20 protein-coding genes, 1 pseudogene and 1 riboswitch are annotated in these 20,133 nt (G+C 52.4%); of the genes and pseudogenes, 13 read left to right on the top strand and 8 right to left on the bottom strand.

Annotated elements, in window-relative coordinates; all coding sequences use genetic code 11:
- Positions 1-145 precede the first annotated feature (145 nt).
- Positions 146-1,537 carry an MFS transporter gene (locus FHS19_RS23685; protein ID WP_183584261.1) on the top strand — a complete coding sequence of 464 codons (1,392 nt, stop codon included), beginning with the start codon at positions 146-148 and terminating at the stop codon, positions 1,535-1,537.
- A gap of 225 nt (positions 1,538-1,762) precedes the next feature.
- Here FHS19_RS23685 and FHS19_RS35775 read toward each other — a convergent pair whose 3' ends face one another.
- Both FHS19_RS35775 and FHS19_RS34630 read right to left on the bottom strand, forming a co-directional pair.
- Positions 1,763-2,053: an SDR family NAD(P)-dependent oxidoreductase gene (locus FHS19_RS35775; RefSeq protein ID WP_204797568.1), complete on the bottom strand. Its 291-nt coding sequence runs from the start codon at positions 2,051-2,053 to the stop codon at positions 1,763-1,765.
- The gene (locus FHS19_RS34630; RefSeq protein ID WP_204797569.1) at positions 2,031-2,525 is read right to left on the bottom strand and encodes an SDR family oxidoreductase; all 495 of its coding nucleotides are present in this window, start codon (positions 2,523-2,525) and stop codon (positions 2,031-2,033) included. The genes FHS19_RS35775 and FHS19_RS34630 overlap by 23 nt, the downstream gene beginning before the upstream one ends.
- Before the next feature lie 150 nt (positions 2,526-2,675).
- On the opposite strand from FHS19_RS34630, the gene FHS19_RS23675 reads away from it, so the two are divergent.
- From FHS19_RS23675 to FHS19_RS23665, 3 genes are read left to right on the top strand one after another with little or no spacing between them, the layout of a single operon-like run.
- Positions 2,676-4,166 (top strand): spore germination protein, encoded by a 1,491-nt coding sequence (locus tag FHS19_RS23675; RefSeq protein ID WP_183584260.1) that lies wholly within the window; start codon positions 2,676-2,678, stop codon positions 4,164-4,166.
- Position 4,167: 1 nt separating this feature from the next.
- Complete coding sequence (locus FHS19_RS23670) at positions 4,168-5,319, top strand: Ger(x)C family spore germination protein (RefSeq protein ID WP_183584259.1); 1,152 nt, start codon at positions 4,168-4,170, stop codon at positions 5,317-5,319.
- Positions 5,320-5,329: 10 nt separating this feature from the next.
- Positions 5,330-6,430: a GerAB/ArcD/ProY family transporter gene (locus FHS19_RS23665; RefSeq protein ID WP_183584258.1), complete on the top strand. Its 1,101-nt coding sequence runs from the start codon at positions 5,330-5,332 to the stop codon at positions 6,428-6,430.
- 249 nt (positions 6,431-6,679) lie between these two features.
- On the opposite strand, the pseudogene FHS19_RS35770 reads toward FHS19_RS23665, so the two are convergent.
- The 5 genes and pseudogenes from FHS19_RS35770 to FHS19_RS23635 form a co-directional block, all read right to left on the bottom strand.
- Positions 6,680-6,969 (bottom strand): annotated as a pseudogene (locus tag FHS19_RS35770) (DoxX family protein).
- 98 nt (positions 6,970-7,067) lie between these two features.
- On the bottom strand, positions 7,068-8,120 hold the full coding sequence (locus FHS19_RS23650) for an LLM class flavin-dependent oxidoreductase (protein WP_183584255.1): 1,053 nt from the start codon (positions 8,118-8,120) through the stop codon (positions 7,068-7,070).
- A gap of 70 nt (positions 8,121-8,190) precedes the next feature.
- Entirely contained in the window at positions 8,191-8,646 is a 456-nt protein-coding gene (locus FHS19_RS23645; RefSeq protein WP_246426781.1) for a MarR family winged helix-turn-helix transcriptional regulator, read from the bottom strand.
- Between the two features lie 352 nt (positions 8,647-8,998).
- Complete coding sequence (locus tag FHS19_RS23640; RefSeq protein WP_183584254.1) at positions 8,999-11,275, bottom strand: bifunctional 2',3'-cyclic-nucleotide 2'-phosphodiesterase/3'-nucleotidase; 2,277 nt, start codon at positions 11,273-11,275, stop codon at positions 8,999-9,001.
- A 242-nt stretch (positions 11,276-11,517) separates the two neighbouring features.
- Complete coding sequence (locus FHS19_RS23635) at positions 11,518-11,976, bottom strand: pyridoxamine 5'-phosphate oxidase family protein (protein WP_246426780.1); 459 nt, start codon at positions 11,974-11,976, stop codon at positions 11,518-11,520.
- 96 nt (positions 11,977-12,072) lie between these two features.
- Between FHS19_RS23635 and FHS19_RS23630 the strand changes: the two genes are divergently transcribed.
- The 3 genes from FHS19_RS23630 to FHS19_RS23620 all read left to right on the top strand — a co-directional run bounded on the left by FHS19_RS23630 (position 12,073) and on the right by FHS19_RS23620 (position 14,887).
- Positions 12,073-13,380 (top strand): MFS transporter, encoded by a 1,308-nt coding sequence (locus FHS19_RS23630; protein WP_312887332.1) that lies wholly within the window; start codon positions 12,073-12,075, stop codon positions 13,378-13,380.
- Positions 13,381-13,530: 150 nt separating this feature from the next.
- Complete coding sequence (locus FHS19_RS23625) at positions 13,531-14,271, top strand: MBL fold metallo-hydrolase (RefSeq protein ID WP_183584252.1); 741 nt, start codon at positions 13,531-13,533, stop codon at positions 14,269-14,271.
- 13 nt (positions 14,272-14,284) lie between these two features.
- Positions 14,285-14,887, top strand: a complete 603-nt coding sequence (locus FHS19_RS23620) for a CGNR zinc finger domain-containing protein (protein WP_183584251.1) — start codon at positions 14,285-14,287, stop codon at positions 14,885-14,887.
- Between the two features lie 38 nt (positions 14,888-14,925).
- Here FHS19_RS23620 and FHS19_RS23615 read toward each other — a convergent pair whose 3' ends face one another.
- The gene (locus tag FHS19_RS23615; protein ID WP_183584250.1) at positions 14,926-15,285 is read right to left on the bottom strand and encodes a hypothetical protein; all 360 of its coding nucleotides are present in this window, start codon (positions 15,283-15,285) and stop codon (positions 14,926-14,928) included.
- Positions 15,286-15,416: 131 nt separating this feature from the next.
- Here FHS19_RS23615 and FHS19_RS23610 point away from each other — a divergent pair, with 131 nt between their 5' ends.
- From FHS19_RS23610 to FHS19_RS23585, 6 genes are all read left to right on the top strand, one after another.
- Positions 15,417-15,803, top strand: coding sequence for a VOC family protein (locus tag FHS19_RS23610; RefSeq protein ID WP_183584249.1), 387 nt, complete (start codon positions 15,417-15,419; stop codon positions 15,801-15,803).
- A gap of 74 nt (positions 15,804-15,877) precedes the next feature.
- A riboswitch (TPP riboswitch) is annotated at positions 15,878-15,990 on the top strand.
- A gap of 219 nt (positions 15,991-16,209) precedes the next feature.
- The gene (locus FHS19_RS23605) at positions 16,210-17,262 is read left to right on the top strand and encodes an ABC transporter substrate-binding protein (RefSeq protein WP_183584248.1); all 1,053 of its coding nucleotides are present in this window, start codon (positions 16,210-16,212) and stop codon (positions 17,260-17,262) included.
- 54 nt (positions 17,263-17,316) lie between these two features.
- Complete coding sequence (locus FHS19_RS23600; protein ID WP_076172706.1) at positions 17,317-17,610, top strand: thiamine-binding protein; 294 nt, start codon at positions 17,317-17,319, stop codon at positions 17,608-17,610.
- A complete protein-coding gene (locus tag FHS19_RS23595; protein WP_183584247.1) occupies positions 17,607-18,365 on the top strand; it encodes an ABC transporter permease in 759 nt (252 codons plus the stop codon). The genes FHS19_RS23600 and FHS19_RS23595 overlap by 4 nt, the downstream gene beginning before the upstream one ends.
- Positions 18,366-18,395: 30 nt before the next feature.
- On the top strand, positions 18,396-19,208 hold the full coding sequence (locus tag FHS19_RS23590) for an ABC transporter ATP-binding protein (protein ID WP_183584246.1): 813 nt from the start codon (positions 18,396-18,398) through the stop codon (positions 19,206-19,208).
- Between the two features lie 41 nt (positions 19,209-19,249).
- Positions 19,250-20,104 carry a TatD family hydrolase gene (locus FHS19_RS23585; RefSeq protein WP_183584576.1) on the top strand — a complete coding sequence of 285 codons (855 nt, stop codon included), beginning with the start codon at positions 19,250-19,252 and terminating at the stop codon, positions 20,102-20,104.
- Positions 20,105-20,133: the final 29 nt, after the last annotated feature.

The raw sequence follows: 20,133 nt of genomic DNA, 5'->3' as shown, positions 1-20,133 counted from the left end.
CGTTCAAAAAGGGCTTTGAGCTTGGAGAAAGGCGCATATTGCTGCGCTTTTCTACACTATATGTCAGTAAGTGCTGACAGACATCTGGTCTGCCGCCGAATGGTTCTTTTCAGCTAAACCACTTATCCGAAAGAAGGGAATAACGATGAAATCTACGGCCGAGTCCGTTCATCAAGGCAACAAGCTGATCCAGATTCTCATGTTCACGCTGGTGATTTCGGTCATGAACGTCTCCATGTTCAACATCGCGCTGCCCGGCATCCGGGCGGAGTTTCACCTGAGCGCCGCCCAGGTCAGCTGGGTGTCCTCCGCCTACATGCTCGTCTATGCGGTCGGCTCGGTGACCTATGGCAAGCTGGCGGATAAATACGCCCTGAAGAAACTGATCACCATCGGGCTGATCGTGTTTGTGCTTGGCTCCGTCTTTGGGCTCGCCGCCAGCGCCTACTGGATGATCGTCATCGGACGGGTATTCCAGGCGGCCGGGTCGTCGGTCATCCCGGCGGCCGCCATGATCATCCCCGTCCGCTATTTCCCGCCGGAGAACCGGGGCCGCGCCCTCGGCAAGTCCGCGATCGGACTCGCCGTCGGCAACACGCTCGCCCCCGTGGTCTCCGGGCTCATTATGGGCTATGCCGGCTGGCGCTGGCTCTTCTGCCTCTCGGTCCTCGTCCTGCTCACCCTGCCCTTTTACCGGAAATACCTGGACGATGCCACGGAAACCGGCGGGCGCATGGACGTGCTAGGCGGCGGACTGCTCGCCGCCGCGACCGGCCTGATCCTGTTCGCCTTGACCGGCGGGGGGTGGATTCCGGCTGCCGGCGGGGCGCTGCTGCTCATTCTGTTCATGATCCGTATCCGCAAAGCAGCCAATCCGTTCGTACAGCCCCGGCTGTTCCGGAATTTGAACTATACTTTCGGCATCGGCATTGCCTTTGCCATTTCCTGCATCGCCTTCTCGATCCCGTTCCTGATCCCGCAGTTGCTGTCCCAGTCCAATCATCTGGACGCCAGTATCATCGGATTGATCATGATTCCGGGAGCCGCGGCTTCCGCGCTGCTCGGCTTCGCGGGAGGCAAGTTCGCCGACCTGAAGGGCAACCTCTTCGTCGTCTGTATCGCCGCCATCCTGCAGGCGGCCGGCTTCTTTCTCCTCTCCGCCTTTGCCGGCATCCAGGCCTGGATCATCGCTATCGTGCTGATCTTCAGCAACGTCGGCCAGACGTTCATGCAGGTCGCGCTGTCGAACACCGTCTCCCGCACGCTGGCCAAAGAAGAAACCGGCGTGGGCATGGGGCTGCTCAGCATGCTGAACTTCATTGGTGCGGCCGTCGCCACGTCCGTGTACAGCAGCATTCTCGACACCGGCTCCTCAGCCCATTGGAACCCGCTGAACATGTATCCGGGCAGCTATTTGTACAGCAGCATATTCCTGGTGATGGCCGTCATGATGATCATCGTCGCCATCGTTTACCTGCTTCGCTTCGGCCGCAGCGCGGCACCACAGAAGAACACCCGCGCCGGTGTCGGCTCATAATCCGTCCTGCTGCTGCCCTCGTCTCGCCGCTCTCCGTTCCTTCTTATCGGAAGCCAGGGAGCATGGCGGTTGGCAGCAGCACAGGGTTTTGAGCTGGCTGATCCTTCGGGATAATGCCACTGTCCAACGGATGTTGGCTTTTTGTTGCTGCACCAAGTACTTACACGGAGCGCACTAAAACAGCCGCTTCATCTACAGAAGAAATACTCTTGGAACTAATTTATGTTAAAGGTATATGGGAGCTCCTAATGGTGCAGAGCGCGCTCCCCCATCTACTGTAATTTCCGCTCCCTGAACAAATGAAGCATCTTCGGAAGCCAGAAATAAGACAACGCTGGCGATTTCCTCGGGATCTCCCATACGATTCAGAGGAATCGTATTCGCTTGCGCAGTTTCTAGTTTTATAGTTTCTTTAGGTGTCGACTTATTCCAGATGGGGGTGCGTGTTGCCCCGGGCACAACCGTATTTACTCGGATGCCTCGCGGTGACAATTCAGAGACAAACACTCTTGCCATGCTGCTGATGGCTCCTTTGCTCGTAAGCGGATCTTTGCGGGCCCCATCCGTTGCACGGGTTGATCCGCTTAATATGACCGAAGCCCCTATCCTTCAAATATGGAAGAGCAGCTTGTACCGTGCAAAACACGCCGGTAACGTTTATTTTGAGAACCTCTTCAAAAACCGAGAGGTCTGTGCCGCCTAAAGGCGTAGGTGATGAAATTTCAGCGTTGGCAAAAACGACATCAAGTTTACCAAAGACAGCAACTGCTTTGGACACCGCTTTTTCCATGCTCTCTAGTTCAGCAGCATCTGCTTGAATGGCTAAAATATTAGAACCAAGTTCCTTTGAAACAGCGTTTAATGAGGTCTGATTTCTGCCGGTGATTGCTACCTTTGCACCTTCTGCTATAAACAATTTCGCGGTTGACATTCCGATTCCGCTGTTTCCCCCGGTAATCAATGCCACTTTTCCATCAAGTTTCTCCATCTTCCTACTCCTTCCATGCTGACTAGGTTCTAGAATGACTTCAAGTTCGATTAAATATGCATCTTTACAGCGAGGGAAGTTTATCTCTCTTTTGTATAAATACCTATACTCAAAAGAACAATAAGGAAAAATTAGTGGAGCTGAACAATCTTGGTATCGTCCCCCAGCCCTGTTTCATATCCGCGGGAAAAAATAAGCACAAATTTAGATGAGAATTTAGCGCTGCTTAAACAGGTATTCGAACTTTGCTTTGATATCGTCTTTCAACGGGTCGATCTGTCTAATGAATGTGCTGTTCTTATGGTCTATGTCGACGGTATGATCGAAAAAAACGCATTTAAATCGCCTTTGTTTCAATCCTGGTTACTGGAGAAAACCGGCGCCGGCGTCCAAGAAACGATTAATTATCCCAACCTAAAAGAGCACTTTGCGGTCATAGGTCCACTCCGTCATGAAAGCCGTTTACAGGAAATCGCCGAATCGATCCTGCAATCATACCTGGCTGTCTTCGTCGAGGGTGAACCGGAAGCCATACTTCTGGAAACGTCCGGCTGGGAGCATCGGGGCGTCGAGGAGCCGTCCTCTGAAGTGGCCATACGTGGGCCTAAGGAGAGTTTCACTGAAATGCTTCAAACCAATACGAACCTCATTCGCCGAAGAATTCGAACGCCAAAACTCAAGCTGGAATCTGTCGTTCTTGGAGAGTTGTCCAAAACAAAAGTCGCCATAGCCTACGTGGAAGGACTAGCCCGTCCAGACTTAGTCCAACTGGTCAAGCAACGAATTTCCAACATCCGCATGGATATCATCCTGGAATCCGGTTATATTGAAGAGCTCATTGAAGATAAATCGTTCAGCCCCTTCCCTCAGCTTCTGGACACAGAGCGTCCGGATATTGTGGCAGCGAATTTGATAGAAGGGAGAGTAGCGATATTAACCGATGGAACGCCTCAAGCCTTGCTCGTTCCGATGACGTTCTGGACCGCCTTTCAAGCCGCCGAGGATTACTACGAGCGTTTTATATACGCTACCTTGATTCGGTGGACCCGGTTTATTCTATTTACCATTTCCTTATACTTACCTTCTCTCTACGTGGCCATTACGACATTCCATCCGCAGCTGCTGCCGTCGAATTTTTTGCTGAGCATTACCTCCGCCCGCGAAGGAGTTCCGTTTCCGGCCGTCATCGAGGCCCTATTAATGGAGTTTCTGTTCGAAGGTTTACGCGAGGCGGGAGTTAGGCTGCCAAAAGCCGTAGGCTCAGCCGTCAGCATTGTCGGCGCCTTGGTCATCGGTGAAGCGGCTGTTCAGGCTGGAATTGTGTCCGCACCAATGGTCATCATTGTCTCAGTCACCGGGATCGCATCCTTCACCATCCCCCGGTACAACATGAGTATAGCGTTCCGGATCCTTCGCTTTCCACTTCTGCTGATCTCAGGAGCGTTTGGTTTGTTTGGAATCGCCATGGTGAGCATCTTCATCTTAATCCACATGGTCAGGTTGGAGTCATTTGGTGTTCCCTACTTATCGCCTATCGCTCCTTTTGAACCAAAACAAATCAAGGATGTTCTTGTACGCGCACCTTGGTGGAAATTGAGAACTCATAAGGCTTCCATGATCCGAAAGCCTAGGCGGAGGTAATATGCTTAACAAATGCCTTGGAGTACTGACAGCCATCCTTCTCCTGCTTCCGTTAACCGGATGTTGGGACCGCCACGAATTGAACGACCGCTTGTTCGAGTTTGGTTCTGGTGTCGATCGGCTCAAGGACGGGGAAATTATGCTCACCGGGCAATTCCTGATTCCAACGAATTCCAAAGAGGGTGGCGGAGGAGCGGAGAAATCTTACCTCATCGAGACAGGGGTGGGAAAGACGGTATCTGACTGCCTCTTTGACATGCAGTTAAAGCTGTCGCGAAGAATTACACGTACGCATCGTCATAACATCTATTTCGGAGAAAAGATGGCAATAGCCGGCATCTCGGACCTCATGGACTCGGTAACCCGGGATCCCGACAGTCGGCTTAAATCCGATATGTGGGTCGTAAAGGGAGGGACCGCTCTCGAGTTTATGGAAATATCCTACCCGCTGGAGAAGCTGCCTGTTATCGCCCTTTCCAAATTAAGAAACATTATCGGTAAGAAAACCGGTAATTCACTGCTGGAGTTATTAATCGAGGAACATGTTGAAGGAAGCGGCTTAACGCTACCTGCTGTCGAAATTTTATACGACCCAAAGCAAAGAAAAAAAACAATCCACGTTTACGGCCGTGCCGTTCTTAACCGTAAACAGCAGTTGGCAGGTTATTACGATAGCATGGAGTCGGCCTATCGGTTGTGGGTGACTGGACAGACCAATCGTGTTCCCGTTACAGTTCCTCTTCCTGATGGAAGAGGAACGTTCAGCGTTGATGTCCGGCAAACCAAATGCAAGGTGCGCACCAAATTTGAACGCGATCGAGTTGAAATTGAAGTCGATATGAAAGGCGGTGCTGTCGTGTTGGAAAGCATTCCGGCAATTGATCTTCGAAATATCAATCAGTTGAATAAGTTCGAAGCTGAATTGAATCGTCATGTGGAGACAGCCATTTTAAACGTGATCAAAAAAGCACAACAGCAGTTCAAAGTCGATGTGTTTCAATTCGGAAAAGCGTTCAGCCGGCAACATCCCTCGGAATGGACAGATTTGGATTCTGGGTGGGAGCAAGCGTTTTCCGATGCAAAAATCACTGTAAATTCACATGTTAAGATCAGACGGATCGGACTCCAGGGACCTCCTCCTAATAAACCGTAAGGAGCTTGAAATGAAGCTGACGAAATATCAATTGTTCTGGTTGTTATTTACGATGGAATCAGGCATGACTTTACTAATAGCGATCGGTCCGGTTTTCAAAGAAGCCAATCAAGGCGCCCCAATGGCGGTTCTTTTGGCAGGCGGGTTGTCAGTGCTAATGACCTTGATCGCGGCAAAGCTGAGCCTATTATATCCAAATGATACATTCATCGAATACGTACCGAAAATTGTAGGCAAATGGTTGGGCTATATGATCATTATGGCTTACTTAATTCTCTGGATTGGCGTAGCAGGCATCGTTTTACGCCAATATGCGGACTTCGTTCAGATGACCTTGTTTATGAGGACTCCAGTATGGGTTATCGTCTTGTTTATGTTGTTTGTGATTATATACGCGGTGCATGGCGGCATCCATATCATTGGACGCTGCAGCGAAGTGATAGGGCCCATTATCGTCATCAACCTTGTATTGTTCCGGCTCCTAACGATAAAAGACTTACGCCCGGAGCGGCTGCTTCCGCTTTTGCCTGCCGGAGGCCTTATACCGGTATTAAAGGGGAGCTTGCCGGGGGCTTCTTTCCTGGGCGAATCGGTTATGATTGTAATGCTGATCGCCTTTCTTGCTGAAAAAAAGAGAGCGGTATCTTCCGGTCTGTGGAGCGTGGGCATTGCTGCAATCGTCCTCTTAAACGTTACGCTTGACGTGTTGATGATACTGGACAATACCGTTCCAGCCAAACTGCAGTACCCTGTATATGCGGTCAGTCAATATATTTCAGTCATGGAATTCATTCAAAACCTCGATATTTTACTGGTCGTCGGCACCTGCTTCAGCGTGTTCATCAAAATATGCCTCTATATGTTCATGGCGAGTTACGGAACAGCTCGATTATTCCATATGCAAAAATGGCGAAACATGCTCTGGATCACCGGATTATCGGTATTGGCAGTTGCTTTATATCCTGGAAACGTGGATGTTACCCAAGTGAATTTTCCGCACTTCTGGAAAAACGTTGTGTTACCGATATTCTTGTTTGGTATACCGCTACTTTTATGGGTAATCGGGATTGCCCGCAAATACTTAAAACAAACCGATGCGAAAGCCCCTTGATGGGATTTTTGGGTAGAAAAAGAAGCTGACCGAGCGTATCCGATCAGCTTCTTCCTATCTTTGTTGCCGTACAGCCTGTTTTACCAAGCGGAAGCGCCACCGTCTATCGCATAGTTCGTTCCTGTATTATTGAGCATAGCTTTCAGGCAATTCATCGGTCTTCCTCCAAAACTTGACTGTTTAAGAGTTAATATTGCAAAAATGGTTCCAATTCATTCCGTGTAGTATTCGCGTTTTATTCTAAAATGGTTAAATGAGTTGATCAAAGTTTATCAGCAATACCGCCAAACCAATGAGAAACAATACAATCGGCATTATCATTTGTTTTACATTGTCGTTTATTTTAATATGCGTAAGGATCGCCCCAAGCATCGTAATCACAATGATTAAACTACCCCAGGCAGCCAATGTTTAATTCCAAACCCCCGCAATAACCAAAATCTTGAAATAACTTCAATGAATCCTGTAAAAAATCTAAACCAGCCCGGGTAACCATAATGCTTATACACTTCAACCATTTGTTTCGATCCGAATTTCATAAAACCAAACATGAGGAATCCTAACCCTAAAATATCTTGAAGGATAATAGATAAAATATGCATGATGTAGTTCTCTCCCTCTTCGTATCTTGGATGTGTTATTTATGGTCCTCTTCCCATTTCGCGACCTGTTCACGAACCCGCGGAGCGACTTCCCTGCCCAACAGCTCTATGGCTTTCATGACGTCCTCATGCGGCATGGTACCGACAGGCAAGTGCATGAAAAACCGCGTAAATCCTAAGTGTTTACTCATAAATATAATCTTGTTGGCCACCGTTTCGGAATCTCCAACGTATAAGGCACCTTCCAATGTCCGTCCGTCATCAAATTGTGAACGGGTATACTGCCCCCAGCCACGCTCTCTGGCAAAATAGTTAAACGATGCTTGAGTAGACGGAAAATACTTATCGGCTGCAAGCGAGTTGCTTTCACCTACATACCCGAGCGAATGTACGGCGATCTTTAATTTCGATATATCATGTCCTGCATGTGCTGCAGCCTTCTTATACAGCGGAACGAGCGGGGCAAACCTTAATGGGCTCCCACCAATAATAGCCAATACAAGCGGCAATCCGAGCTCGCCGGCCCGAATAACCGATTCCGGATTTCCACCACTGCCAAGCCATACCGGCAGTGGGGTCTGAACAGGGCGAGGATAGACGCCCAAATTCGTAAAGGCTGGCCGAAACCCGCCCTTCCAGGTTACCTTCTCCGATTGCCTTAATTTCAGCAAAAGCTCCAATTTCTCTTCAAATAGCTGATCATAATCTTTTAAATCATAACCAAACAACGGAAACGCATCGACCATGGATCCTCGACCCGCGATAATCTCTGCTCGCCCATTCGAGATACCATCAAGTGTAGAGAATTGCTGAAATAAACGTACCGGATCTACCGCAGAGAGTACGGTAACCGAACTGGTCAAGCGAATTCTCTTGGTCATAGGTGCTGCTGCCGCCAAAATGACGGCAGTAGCGGAATCCCCAAATTCCTTGCGATGATGCTCACCAACTCCAAATACATCAAGTCCTACTTGATCGGCAAGAACAATTTCTTCTACGACCTGACGTAACCGCTCGGCATGACTGATTGTCTCACCTGTATGAGCATCCGGAGTCGTTTCAACAAACGTATCAACACCTATTTCCATGATTAGATCCTCCTAGTTAGTTACATCATCTGTATGAAATACTCGTTTTCCAAGGGTTTCGGAACCATGGTTATCCCTTACGATTTTTGATCCCATATCCGATTTTCTTCATCACACGGATAAGCTCAAGCTTCTCCTCATCCGTCGCGAAGGATAAATGATCAGAGATCAATTCAGCGTGCTTGGGGAAAATAAGATCAAATTGACTCCGCCCTTCATCAGTTAATGTCACGTTCGTTTTTCGCCGATCGCCAGGTATTGGCACTCGTTCCACCAGCCCCTTTTTCTCAAGCTTATCGACTACGTAAGTGATACTCCCGCTTGGAATCGAGAAAGTATCGCTGATTTTCTGAATCGGCTGAGGTCCTTTATTATAAAGAAGCTCTAAAATTTGAAATGTTTCTCTGCTGAGCCCGTAATTGTCAATATCACTTTCTAGGCTGTCATATAGCTCTTTCACCATGTTTCTTAGTACGCGTACTAGCTGTAGATCCAGTTCCTTGCCTGAAGAATCGCGTTCTGCCAATATATATCCTCCTTATCCGTTTCATACTTAAATGAAAGGCCGTATTTGTAATTGAGATAGTATTCCACAAACGCGGGTCTAGCAGATAGGATATTCAGAAACACCCTATAATTAAATGTCCTAACATTAGATATTCTATTATTAGTGTAAATGGAAGTCAACCTGTAATATGCAGGAAGATAGAGCTCCCATGTAGGAACAATAAAAACCGGACCATCCCCTATTGTGAGGAATGATCCGGTTTTCTTGTACTCCATAGACTATTGTTTATAAGCTCCTGCTGCAGATAGTCTTCAGTCTTTCATCTCCACCTGCCGGTGAATGATCAAATATCCACTTCAGGCAAGTCGCCTTACGGAATCATAATTTGCTGTCCGACCTTCAATCCGTGCACGTTCGTAATGCCGTTGACATGGGCAATGGTCTTCCAGTCTACGCCGAACTTGATGCCGATACGATACAGGTTGTCACCCTTCTTGATGACGTATACCTTGCCGGAAGGCTTCGTGTCCGGTGCCGGTTTGGACGGTGTGGACGGTTTGGACGGCGTGGACGGTTTGGAAGGCTGCGCCGGAGTTGATGGCTCGGATGGCTTCGAAGGCGTCCCCGGTGTGGTTGCCGGAGGCGTCACGGGTGCCGTACCTGCCGTGCTGACCGACAAATCAAGTCCGTACTTGGCAAAGCCATCCTCGGCCCCGCCGATGTATTTCATGTTTTTGCTGCTGGCCGCAAGGTCCTTCGCATCCGGAGAGGAGGTAAAGGTCACGTTCAGCTTGGCGTCCACCGGCGCAAAGGTCCAGTTACCGTCAGCGGACGGGTTGATGGTTCCGTTGTCGCGGATGTAGTCAATGATGACCTGGCGATTTTCGTCCGGAGCGGCCATAATGATCCGCTTGCCGTCCGGGTTGGCGAGCTTCGAGGAAGAAGCGCGGTAGTTGTTGGTCGCCACGACGAACTTCTGTTTCAGGTCGATCGGCTTGCCGTCGAACTGCAGATTCGTGATACGGCTTGCCGAAGGATTCACGACAGTGCCCTTCGCATCGTATTTGTTCGGCTGGGTCACATCGATTTGATACGTTACGCCATCGATGACGTCGTAATTGTATGTCGGGAAGTCCATGTTCACGAGCGGCTGCTCGGTCGTCTTGGAAGGATCGATCTGATTGAACTGGCCTGCGGACCACTCCAGCCATTCCTTCACTTCAGCTCCCGTGACCACAACGGCATGCACGGTGTTCGGGTATACATAGAGGTCCGAGACGTTCTTGATCGCGATCGTTCCGGTCGGAATGTTTGTATAATAAGAAGCCCCGTTACGTCCGCCTGCCTTGAATGGAGCTCCTGCCGACAGCACCGGAAGGTTTTCGTATTCGGTTCCCTTTAGGTTTTTCTCGACGTACCATTTCTGCGCGTTGGTGACGATTTGAATGGACGGATCGTCCTGTACAAGTGCAAAATAACTGTTGATCGGCGCACTGGTTTTGCCTACCGGACCGCGTACATAATCGATTGTTGCATCATGCTCGGTCTTCACTGCATCCACGATTTCTTGATCGGCGTCAACGAGCGCCTTCTTGTTCGCCGTATCGTAGATCGGGCGCGCTTCGGTTTTCGAGTCGACCACTTTCCACTTGCCGTCCACGTTCTCCAGGTTCAGGTCGATGATGCCGAGGTGATCGCCCCAGAATCCAGGTTCAACCGAAGGAACGCCGTTAATCGTGCCTTTCTCCAGATCGACACCGGTTTTGCCTTTAAATTCTGCGCTCGGGAACGTTTTATGGGCATGTCCGAACAGGATGGCGTCGATTCCTTCCACCTGGCTCAGATACAGAACGGTGTTCTCCATCAGGGGCGTCTCCGGGATATCCTCGAAACCGGAGTGAGGAATGGCGACGATGACGTCGGCTCCTTCCTTCTTCATTTGCGGAATGAACTTTTTGGCCGTCTCGACCATGTCCTTCACGATGACTTTGCCTTCCAGGTTGGCTTTATCCCACTGGGAAATTTGCGGAGGAACGAATGCGATCACGCCGACCTTGATCGTCTGCTCCTTGCCGTTTTCGTCCGTTACCTTTTTGTCCAAAATCGTATAAGGGGTAAAATAGTTCACGTCGTTGCTGTCATCCTTGTCCCCGTCGTCCTTGTAGACGTTGGCGTTGACAATCGGGAAGTTCGCTCCCTCTTCCGACAGCTTCAGGAAATCCAGGCCATAGTTGAATTCATGGTTGCCGACGCCTCCGGCATCGTAATCCATGAGATCCATAGCTTTGTAAACCGGGTGCACTTCGCCCTCTTTAAGCGGTTTCACTTTGGCCACATAGTCGCCAAGCGGATTCCCTTGAATCAAGTCCCCGTTGTCGAACAGCAGGCTGTTCTTCGCTTCGTTTCTGGCTGCCTTGATCAGGCTGGCCGTCTTGGCAAACCCGTATTCGTCAGTGGGCTTGTCCGCATAGTAGTCATAGTTGACCATGTTCACGTGCAAATCGGATGTTTCCATGATCCGCAGTTTCACCTTGGATCCGTTGCTGCTGCTGTCCGCAAATGCAGGCACCATCGGAACGGCGAGCACGTTGATCGCAACGGCTGCGGCGGTGATGCCTTTGAGGACTTTTTTACGGGACTTCGACATGTTACCCCTCCTAATAGATGTACATCGAGTACGGTGGGCAGAACAAATTTTAACTCCTTTATTTAACTAACCATTGTTAAATTAAGTTCTGTCTACAAGAGTAGTTTATATCGATGTAACCTGTGAAATAAAGACAAATACATCCAATTGTCAAAAAATAATGCCCGAGAACAAGGTCTCGAGCATCAGGTCGTATTACAGATCTATGAAAATGGTTCCAATTCCTTATAGACAGGGTAAATCTACTCGATCCATTCGTGCTTCTCCCCGTCTTTTCCCGTATATTCTACACGGATGGGCGTAACTTCAAGCAGGACGTAATCCGGATCATCGGGGCCGGTAAACTGTTTCTTGAATTCTTCCTTCCAGATCTGCTTACGCAGGGAGTCCTCATCCGTTACTTTGCAGGTTCCTTCAATCTCCACAATCTCCCGCGATCCCCCGATTTCATAGCCAAGCAGCAGGGAAACGTGAGGATTCTGCTCCAGCTCCTCGACTTTATGCGTCTTGCGGTCGGTGACCAGATGGATGCTAAGGCCCTGATTATATAAAGCCATATACCGCTGCTTCGGGCGGTTCCCTTCCACCGTGGCAAATGAGCAAAACTGGTTGTGATCCAGTATTTTGGCCAGATTTTGTTCCAGGATGATTTTCGCTTCCATCTCTAGATGATCCGCTCCTTTCAGCTTCGTGTTGTCCATGGGTCGCAACCCGTAACCATAGTGTACCCTGACCGGTATAGGATGAACCTTCGAACACGGTAACTTTTATCCAAGAATAGACATGACGTGCCCTGAATACCTTGTTATGATGGAGATACCGGCCGTCATCCGGCTTGTCCGCACCATGAATTTAATACTGTAAAGGAGTTCCTCATGAAACGACTCATTTGGATAGGGTGTCTATCCTATTTTCTGATCGGCCTGGCGCATGTCGTGCTGGGATCGGTCCTTCCCGTGCTGCTGGAGCATTATCACCGTGAATACAGCGAAGGCGGGACGCTGATCTTCACCCAGTTCGCCGGTTTTCTGGCCGGCGTGCTCGTATCCCCGTGGCTGAACCGCCGTTTCGGCAAAAGGGGCGGGCTGTTGATCGCCATCGGCCTGCTTACGGCCGCCGAGCTGGTCTACACCCTGCTGCCGCCTTGGGAATGGCTGTATGCCATCGCCGTGTGCGCAGGCTTTGGCTTCGGCATGATCGAAGCGGTGATCGGGACCATTATTATTGCGGCGATTACCGATAAAACCGCTGTGGCAATGAGCCGCCTGGAGGTTTTCTTCGGGGTTGGGGCCATGGTTATGCCGCTGATCGCAAGCGGATTCATTACGGAAGGCTGGTGGAGATTCTCCTTCCTCGTCATTTCGCTGTTCGCGCTCGTCACGCTGCTGTTCTGGTCGAAAGCATCCTTCGGTGAAATCGATGCGGTGCTGAGCGCCAAAGGGCCCTCCGCTTCCGTGTCCGGTCAAGAGCATGCCGCGGCCAAACGCTTCCCTTATCAAGGCGGAGCCTTCGGCATTCTCGTCCTCTTTATCGTATTCTTCTTCCTGTACGTCGGCACCGAAATGAGCCTGGCCAACTTTATGCCCGCCATCCTGATTGAAAAAATGGGCATGAAGGAAGCCCCCGCGGCGCTCAGCGTGACCTGTTTCTGGATCGCGATGTCCGTCGGCCGGATCTTTGCCGGCGTCGTCGCCGAAAAGATTCACTACCGGGTCTACGTACTGTTCAGCTGCCTCATCACCTTGGTGCTGCTGATCGTGTTCCCGCTGATGGGCCAGGTATGGTCGGCTTTCGCGATCATCCTGCTGCTCGGGCTGTTCATGTCGGGGATCTTCTCGATTGCGCTCGTGTTTGCGAGCAAGCTTCTGCAGGGCAGCGAAGAATCGACGCCCAGCATTTTGATCGCCTCCGGCGGCGTCGGCGGAGCCATCCTGCCGCTCTTCATGGGCTGGAGCCTGGATCATCTGGAAGTGAACCAGTCAGCCTGGATGCTTGCGGTGTTCACCGTCGGCATGGTCGTGCTCAGCTTTGCGGCCTTCCAGCTGCAGCGGCGGAAGCTTGTTCGCCAGACTGGACTGCAGGGGCCGTCAGGTGCAGGAAAATAAGCCATTCAATTTAGAAGCGGGCCAGCCGGTCCGCTTTTTTTATTTTTATATAACCCTTAAAAAACTATTTACAGGTTATATAAATACAGATATAATCCATTCATAACCAGTAATAAAAATTTTAAGGGTTATAAAAAGGAGATGGATGACATGGAACTTCAAAAGCTTCCCTGGGCAGGCATTCGGGTATCGACAGAAGCCACATCGGTGGTCATTGACCCGATTTATTATTTTCCGGACGTTTTCGGCCAGTCTCACGAGCCTCTCTTCCCGCTTGGCGAATATGGCCCGGCAGATGCGGTGCTGATCACCCACGAGCATACCGATCACTTTGATCCCCAGGCTATTATCGAAGCCTACGGGGCTGATATTCCCGTGTACCTCCCACAGGAGAGTGTCCTCCTCGCCAAGAACAGTGGCCTCAACCGCGTGATCGGCGCTTCGGTCGGCGATGTGTTCCAAATCGGTACGCTGAGCGCTGCAGCCACTTACTCCATTGATGGGGTCGGGGACACCCAGATCGCCTGGGCGCTGAGCGACGGCGAGCGCCGCCTGCTCCACTGCGGAGATACGCTGTGGCATGGATACTGGTGGAAAATCGCCGCTGCTCACGGCCCGTTCGATGCGGTATGCCTGCCGGTGAACGGCGCCATTCTGGAACGTCCTGATCTGCAGCCGCCCAGCGGTATGCCGATTACGCTGCTTCCTGAACAAGCGGCCGCGGCGGCACACGTTCTGGGGGCCAAACGGCTGGTGCCGATCCACCATACCGCCATCCACCATCCGCCCGTATACCGGCAGACTTCCGATTGGCAAAATCGCCTGCGGGCTGCGGTTGATGATACAATGGACATAGCATTCCTGAATACAAAGGAAACGATTACTTTATAAAGGATGACGCATCATGGATAAGTCCCCTTCCCGCAATGTGCTGGGAGGCGCCCTGTGGATCAACCTCGCCAATACGGTACGCATGCGGGAGCATCAGGTCACGGATATGCTGGAGGAGCCGGGATATCTGGACGAATGGCTGCGCGATAATGAACTGCACGGCTTAAGCAATACCGGCGGTGCAGCCTTTTCCGCACCGCCGGAAGACCTGCTGCCCGAACTGCTCCGGCTGCGCGGCGTGTGCCGGCTCGTCCTAGAAGACGTGGACCATGACGGTACCTTGTCGGAAGAGGCATTCGCCGCCATAAGGGCCGAAGCGTCACGGTTAGACGTGGCGCTTCGGGCTGAGCGGGATGCCCAAGGCCTCCCCCATCTCATCACCTACGGACAAACCGCCGTCCAAGACGTGCTGTACCCCATCGTCCGCTCCATGTTCGAGACGCTCGCAAGCGTATCTTTGGACCGCATTCGGATATGCGAGCATGACGACTGCATCCTGCACTTTGTGGACACCTCCAAGAGCGGTAAGCGGCGCTGGTGCAGCATGGAAACTTGCGGCAACCGCCATAAGGCGGCCGAATTTTATGCGAAGAAAAAGCAGCAGCGCGGGAACTAAAAAAGCCCGGGTAGTCTCACGGACTTCCCGGGCTTTTGTCAATGAACCTGTTGCGTTGCTGACTGCCCCTCATTGATATGGCGGACACTCAGCAGCTTAGCTCCTTTGTCTAAAGACTTATATGAGTATGTCGATAAGTACGTTCTTCCGACCTCTAACAAGTTCCATGTATTTTCATTATCGACTTTAATTTTAAATGCTCCTTCCTCTTTACTATGGGGATTCTCGGCGACAATCCAATATGTCGAGCCAATGAGTTGCTTATCGAGTATCGTTATGTCTCCCCCGCCAGACGTTGGCCCGGTGCATGCTGTCAACATACACATGAAAAGCCATACTGCAATTATTTTTTTCAGGACCCTCTTCCCTCCGTTCCTAACTATTTCAATACTACCCATGCCACCAACAGCCTACAATTTATAAACAATGATGAATATATAAAGTTGCCGTACAACCCGGATTTAAGTGCTATAATGGCCTTAATTTAGGGAAAATCCGTTACAAGTATTTTGAAAAGGAGCTTATACATATGGCTAATAAACGTTTGGATCATGTCGGCATCGTCGTGCGGGATTTGGAGTCAACCATTCGGTTTTATACCGAGATCGTGGGCTTGGAGCTTAAAGGCAGGCTGACGCACACCAATGGCGTGTTCCAGCTGGCTTTTCTCGGCTTCGGGGGCAGCGACGAGACGGAAATCGAGCTCATTCAAGGCTACAGCTACGACCTGCCGGCCGAGGGCACGGTGCACCATTTCGCGATCCATGTCGACGACATTCAGCAGGAATTTGCGCGGATTCAAGCGCTCAGCGGCGTAGAGCTGATCGATCAGGAAATCGTGACTCTGCCGAACGGATACCAATACTTCTTTATCTATGGCCCGGAAAAAGAATGGATCGAATTTTTCCAGAGATAATCTGGAATCATGCAGATGTCTGGACACCCCCAGGGGGATGGACTATAATATGGGAGGAAAACAACCCGAAAACCTTATAGAATCCGGGGTGCTGGAATTGGCCGGCTGAGATTGTATCCCTTCAAGATACTGACCCTTTTAACCTGATCTGGGTAATGCCAGCGTAGGAAACCGTTTGTCACGGCATACAAGCCGTGCTGATCTTGCGCATGTGAAGCGTCCCGTTTACGGGGCGCTTTTTACATGAATAATAATGAAAAACGGGATTGCGCCTTACGAATGCTTCTATGATTCAGTCACTCAGATCGGCTTACGATTCTAAATCTAACAAGGATAGGGGATCACCGGTCGATTGCTTCGACAGAGAAAATAAAGAACGACCGGATATCAAAGGAGAGAGAAAGCCATGAAGAACAAATCCATCGGCCTGTTGCTGCTGGTCTGCACGCTCGTACTGGCGCTTGCCGGATGCGGCGGCAGCCAGAACAATACGGGCAGCGGAGAAGGCACATCCGCTTCCGATAGCACGGCAGGCCAGGACAACACCGCAGCGAAGCCGCTGAAGGACGTCAAAGTCGTCCTCGACTGGACGCCCAACACAAACCATACCGGGCTCTACGTCGCCAAAGACTTGGGCTACTATAAAGAAGAAGGCTTGAACGTTGAAATCGTGCAGCCGGGCTCCACGGGCGCCGACGCCATGGTCGCTTCCGGTAAAGTGCCCTTCGGCGTAAGCTATCAGGAGAGCGTGACTCAGGCCCGCACGCAGGGCGTGCCGCTCGTCTCGATCGCCGCAGTCATCCAGCACAATACGTCGGGCTTTGCCGCACCGGTGGACCGGGGTATCAAGACGCCGAAGGATTTTGAAGGCAAAACCTACGGTGGCTGGGGCTCCCCTGTCGAGGAAGCTGTCATGGGCTCCATCATGGAAATCGACAAGGCGGACGTGAAGAAGGTGAAAATCGTCAACATCGGCGACGCCGATTATTTTACCGCCGTGAAGCGGGACATCGATTTCGCCTGGATCTTCTACGGCTGGACGGGAATCGAAGCGAAGCTGCGCGGCGAGCCGCTGGACATGCTGTATGTCAAAGATTATTCCGAGAAGCTGGACTACTACACTCCGGTCCTCGTAACGAACGAGAAGCAGATCCAGGAGGACCCCGAGCTGGTTAAAGCGTTTATGCGCGCGACCGCCAAAGGCTATCAGTACGCGATCGACAAGCCGGAAGAAGCCGCTAACCTGCTGCTGAAAGACGTGCCGGATCTCGACAAGCAGCTGGTGATCGAGAGCCAGAAATGGTTAAGTCCTAAATATCAGGACGACGCAGCCCGCTGGGGCGAGCAGAAGGAACAGATCTGGAAGGGCTATTCCGACTGGATGTACGAGCACAAGCTGCTGGATAAGCCGCTGGACGTGAAGAGCGCGTACACAAATGACTTTTTGCCGGAACAATAAGCCGGCTAAAGCCTGACAATACCTGTAACCTATGAAGAGAGGAAGTTGATTCGTATGGCCAATACGCTGTTAAGCATTCAGGTGATCCCGAAAACGCCGGGCAACGAAGACTCTTACGCCTACGTCGACCGCGCCATTGAGGTCATTCAGCAGTCCGGCGTGAAGCACGAGGTGCATCCGCTGGAAACGACGATGGAAGGCGAGCTCGAGGAGCTGCTGGACGTTGTGCGCAAAATGCATGAAGCTCTGGTGGCCGCAGGCAGCCCAAGCATTATCTCCCAGGTTAAAATCGCCCATAATCCCGGCGGAATCAGCATGGACAAGCTGACGGAGAAGTACCGTCCATGAGAAGCTGGTGGAAAAACGTATGGCCGCCCCTCGTGGCGGTCATCTTCTTTTTGCTCGTGTGGCAGCTGCTGACCTCCCTGTTCCATATCGAACAGTGGATTCTGCCTGCGCCGAGCGACATCGCCCGGGAAACCGCGGCTGCATCCGGCGGCTTGTGGGAGCATGTATGGGCCACGCTGAAGCTGACCGTGTTCGGCTTCGCCATCGGAACCGCCATCGGGCTGATCATCGCACTGATTCTGCATTTGATTCCGTTTTTGAAGCAGGCGCTGTATCCGCTGCTGATTCTAAGCCAAAATATCCCGACGATCGCCCTCGCCCCCCTGCTGATGATCTGGTTCGGCTTCGGTCTCCTGCCCAAGATCATCGTCATCACGCTCGTCTGCTTTTTCCCGGTGGCGGTCGCCGCCTTAGGCGGCTTGAAGCAGACCGATCCCGTCATGATGAACTACATGCGCATGATCGGGGCGGGCAAAGGCCAAATCTTCGCCAAGCTGGAGCTGCCCCACGCGCTCCCTTCCATCTTCTCCGGCATTAAAATCGCTGCCACTTACAGCGTCATGGGCGCGATTATCGCCGAGTGGCTTGGAGCCGACAAGGGCATTGGCTATTATATGATGCTGCAAAAATCGGGCTACCGCACCGACCGCATGTTCGTGGCGATCATGATCATCGTCGTGCTGAGCCTGCTGATGTTCGGGCTGATTGCGCTGCTCGAAAAATGGTTCGTCCGCTGGAAGCCGAAGCAGGGCTAGCGGGCCTGGCCGGAAAGGAGAGTTGCCTTGATGAATAAAGAAAACACGCCCGCGCTGGAGATTGTCTCCGTCAGCAAAAGCTTCAAAGAGAAACGCCGTACGCTGCCTGTTCTCAGCGACATCTCGCTGACCGTGGGCCAAGGCGAATTCGTGTCCATCATCGGACCGTCGGGAAGCGGCAAGAGCACGCTGCTGCACGTGATCGGCGGGCTGACCCGCCCGGATGCCGGCACCGTCCGGATGAACGGCGCCGAGGTGACCGGGCAGCAGGGGCACATCAGCTACATGCCGCAGCAGCCCGCCCTGTTCCCTTGGCGGACGATCGAGGACAATGTGCTGCTGGCCCAGGAGGTGCACGGCCCCGTCAGCCGGGAGGCCCGTGAGGAAGCGCGGCACTGGCTCGCCAAAGTCGGCCTGGCCGGCTTTGAAAAGGCACATCCGCATACGCTATCGGGCGGCATGCAGCAGCGGGCGGCCTTTCTCCGCGCGCTGCTCAGCCCGCAGGAGCTGATGTGCCTCGACGAGCCGTTCAGCGCGCTCGATGCGCTGACCCGCAGCGACATGCAGCGCTGGCTGCTCGACATTTGGGAAGAGAACCGCCGCTCGGTTCTCTTCATTACGCACAACATCGAGGAGGCGCTGCTGCTCTCGAGCCGCATTTACGTCTTCTCGAGCCGGCCGGCCACGGTGCTGCACGCCATCGACGTACCGTTTCCGCGCCCGCGGCGCGAGGAAGTGACGGAGGCTCCCGAGTTCCTGCAGCTGAAGCGGCAGCTAAGTGAATGGATGCGTGAGGAGCAGCGAAAAATGCAGGCAGCACACCAAGGAGGATCACGCCAATGAGCAGCAACCACAGCGAAATCAAGCCTGCAAACGGCCAAGAGATGGCCCTCGACCGGAAAGCGGCGGCATCCGCATCCTCTGCGGAGGCGAACCGGCCGCCGCTCGCCCCCTTGATCGATGCCCATATTCATCTCGATACCTATAAGGAGCACGAGACGCAGGCGCTGCTCGGGAGTCTGAAGGATGCCGGCGTCGAAGCCGTCATCGGCGTGTCCATGGATCTGGCATCAAGCCAAGCCAATCTGAGGCTTGCCCAGGCCTGGCCCGGGCAGGTCTATCCCGCCTTCGGCTTCCATCCCGAGCAGCCGCTCCCTGCTGACCGCGAGATCGACGCGCTCTTCGGCTGGATGGACGAGCATGCGGGCGACATGGTCGCCGTCGGCGAAGTCGGCCTGCCGTACTACTCGCGGCTGGAGGCCGCCGAGGCCGGGCTTCCTTGGGATAACGGGCCATACGAGGCGCTGCTCGAGCGCTTCGTCCGTTTTGCCCGGGACCATGACAAGCCGATCGTGCTGCATGCCGTGTACGAGGATGCGGACATCGCCTGCGATCTGCTGGAGAAGCACGGCGTCTCCCGCGCCCATTTCCACTGGTTCAAGGGATCGGCGGACACCGTGCGGCGCATGGCGGATAGCGGGTATTACGTCTCGTTCACGCCGGATATCGCCTACGAGGCGGAAATCCAGGAGCTCGCGCGCCGGTATCCCGCCTCCCAGGTGATGACCGAGACGGACGGGCCCTGGCCGTTCGAAGGGCCGTTCGCCGGTCAGATGACCCATCCCCGCATGACCGCGGAAGTGGCCCGCGTATGGAGCAGCATCCATAGCGTTCCCCTGCCGGAAGCGAGGGCGCTGCTGCATGCCAATGCCTGCCGTTTTTATGGCCTTCCACGTTAAATCAGAAAGTGGCCTGCCCGCTATGGACA

The sequence above is a fragment of the Paenibacillus rhizosphaerae genome (assembly GCF_014192015.1).
Classification (GTDB): domain Bacteria; phylum Bacillota; class Bacilli; order Paenibacillales; family Paenibacillaceae; genus Paenibacillus_AQ; species Paenibacillus_AQ rhizosphaerae.
Note: the sequence above shows the minus strand (reverse complement) of the source record. Positions and strands in the feature narration are given on the sequence as shown.

Coding starts and splice junctions, on each gene's coding strand:
- FHS19_RS23595 (WP_183584247.1), top strand. CDS start 17,607: ATGAGAAGCTGGTGGAAAAACGTATGGCCGCCCCTCGTGGCGGTCATC.
- FHS19_RS23620 (WP_183584251.1), top strand. CDS start 14,285: ATGGATAAGTCCCCTTCCCGCAATGTGCTGGGAGGCGCCCTGTGGATC.
- FHS19_RS23590 (WP_183584246.1), top strand. CDS start 18,396: ATGAATAAAGAAAACACGCCCGCGCTGGAGATTGTCTCCGTCAGCAAA.
- FHS19_RS23625 (WP_183584252.1), top strand. CDS start 13,531: ATGGAACTTCAAAAGCTTCCCTGGGCAGGCATTCGGGTATCGACAGAA.
- FHS19_RS23585 (WP_183584576.1), top strand. CDS start 19,250: ATGGCCCTCGACCGGAAAGCGGCGGCATCCGCATCCTCTGCGGAGGCG.
- FHS19_RS23665 (WP_183584258.1), top strand. CDS start 5,330: ATGAAGCTGACGAAATATCAATTGTTCTGGTTGTTATTTACGATGGAA.
- FHS19_RS23600 (WP_076172706.1), top strand. CDS start 17,317: ATGGCCAATACGCTGTTAAGCATTCAGGTGATCCCGAAAACGCCGGGC.
- FHS19_RS23670 (WP_183584259.1), top strand. CDS start 4,168: ATGCTTAACAAATGCCTTGGAGTACTGACAGCCATCCTTCTCCTGCTT.
- FHS19_RS34630 (WP_204797569.1), bottom strand. CDS start 2,525: ATGGAGAAACTTGATGGAAAAGTGGCATTGATTACCGGGGGAAACAGC.
- FHS19_RS23685 (WP_183584261.1), top strand. CDS start 146: ATGAAATCTACGGCCGAGTCCGTTCATCAAGGCAACAAGCTGATCCAG.
- FHS19_RS23605 (WP_183584248.1), top strand. CDS start 16,210: ATGAAGAACAAATCCATCGGCCTGTTGCTGCTGGTCTGCACGCTCGTA.
- FHS19_RS23615 (WP_183584250.1), bottom strand. CDS start 15,285: ATGGGTAGTATTGAAATAGTTAGGAACGGAGGGAAGAGGGTCCTGAAA.
- FHS19_RS23610 (WP_183584249.1), top strand. CDS start 15,417: ATGGCTAATAAACGTTTGGATCATGTCGGCATCGTCGTGCGGGATTTG.
- FHS19_RS23640 (WP_183584254.1), bottom strand. CDS start 11,275: ATGTCGAAGTCCCGTAAAAAAGTCCTCAAAGGCATCACCGCCGCAGCC.
- FHS19_RS35775 (WP_204797568.1), bottom strand. CDS start 2,053: ATGGCAAGAGTGTTTGTCTCTGAATTGTCACCGCGAGGCATCCGAGTA.
- FHS19_RS23650 (WP_183584255.1), bottom strand. CDS start 8,120: ATGGAAATAGGTGTTGATACGTTTGTTGAAACGACTCCGGATGCTCAT.
- FHS19_RS23635 (WP_246426780.1), bottom strand. CDS start 11,976: ATGGACAACACGAAGCTGAAAGGAGCGGATCATCTAGAGATGGAAGCG.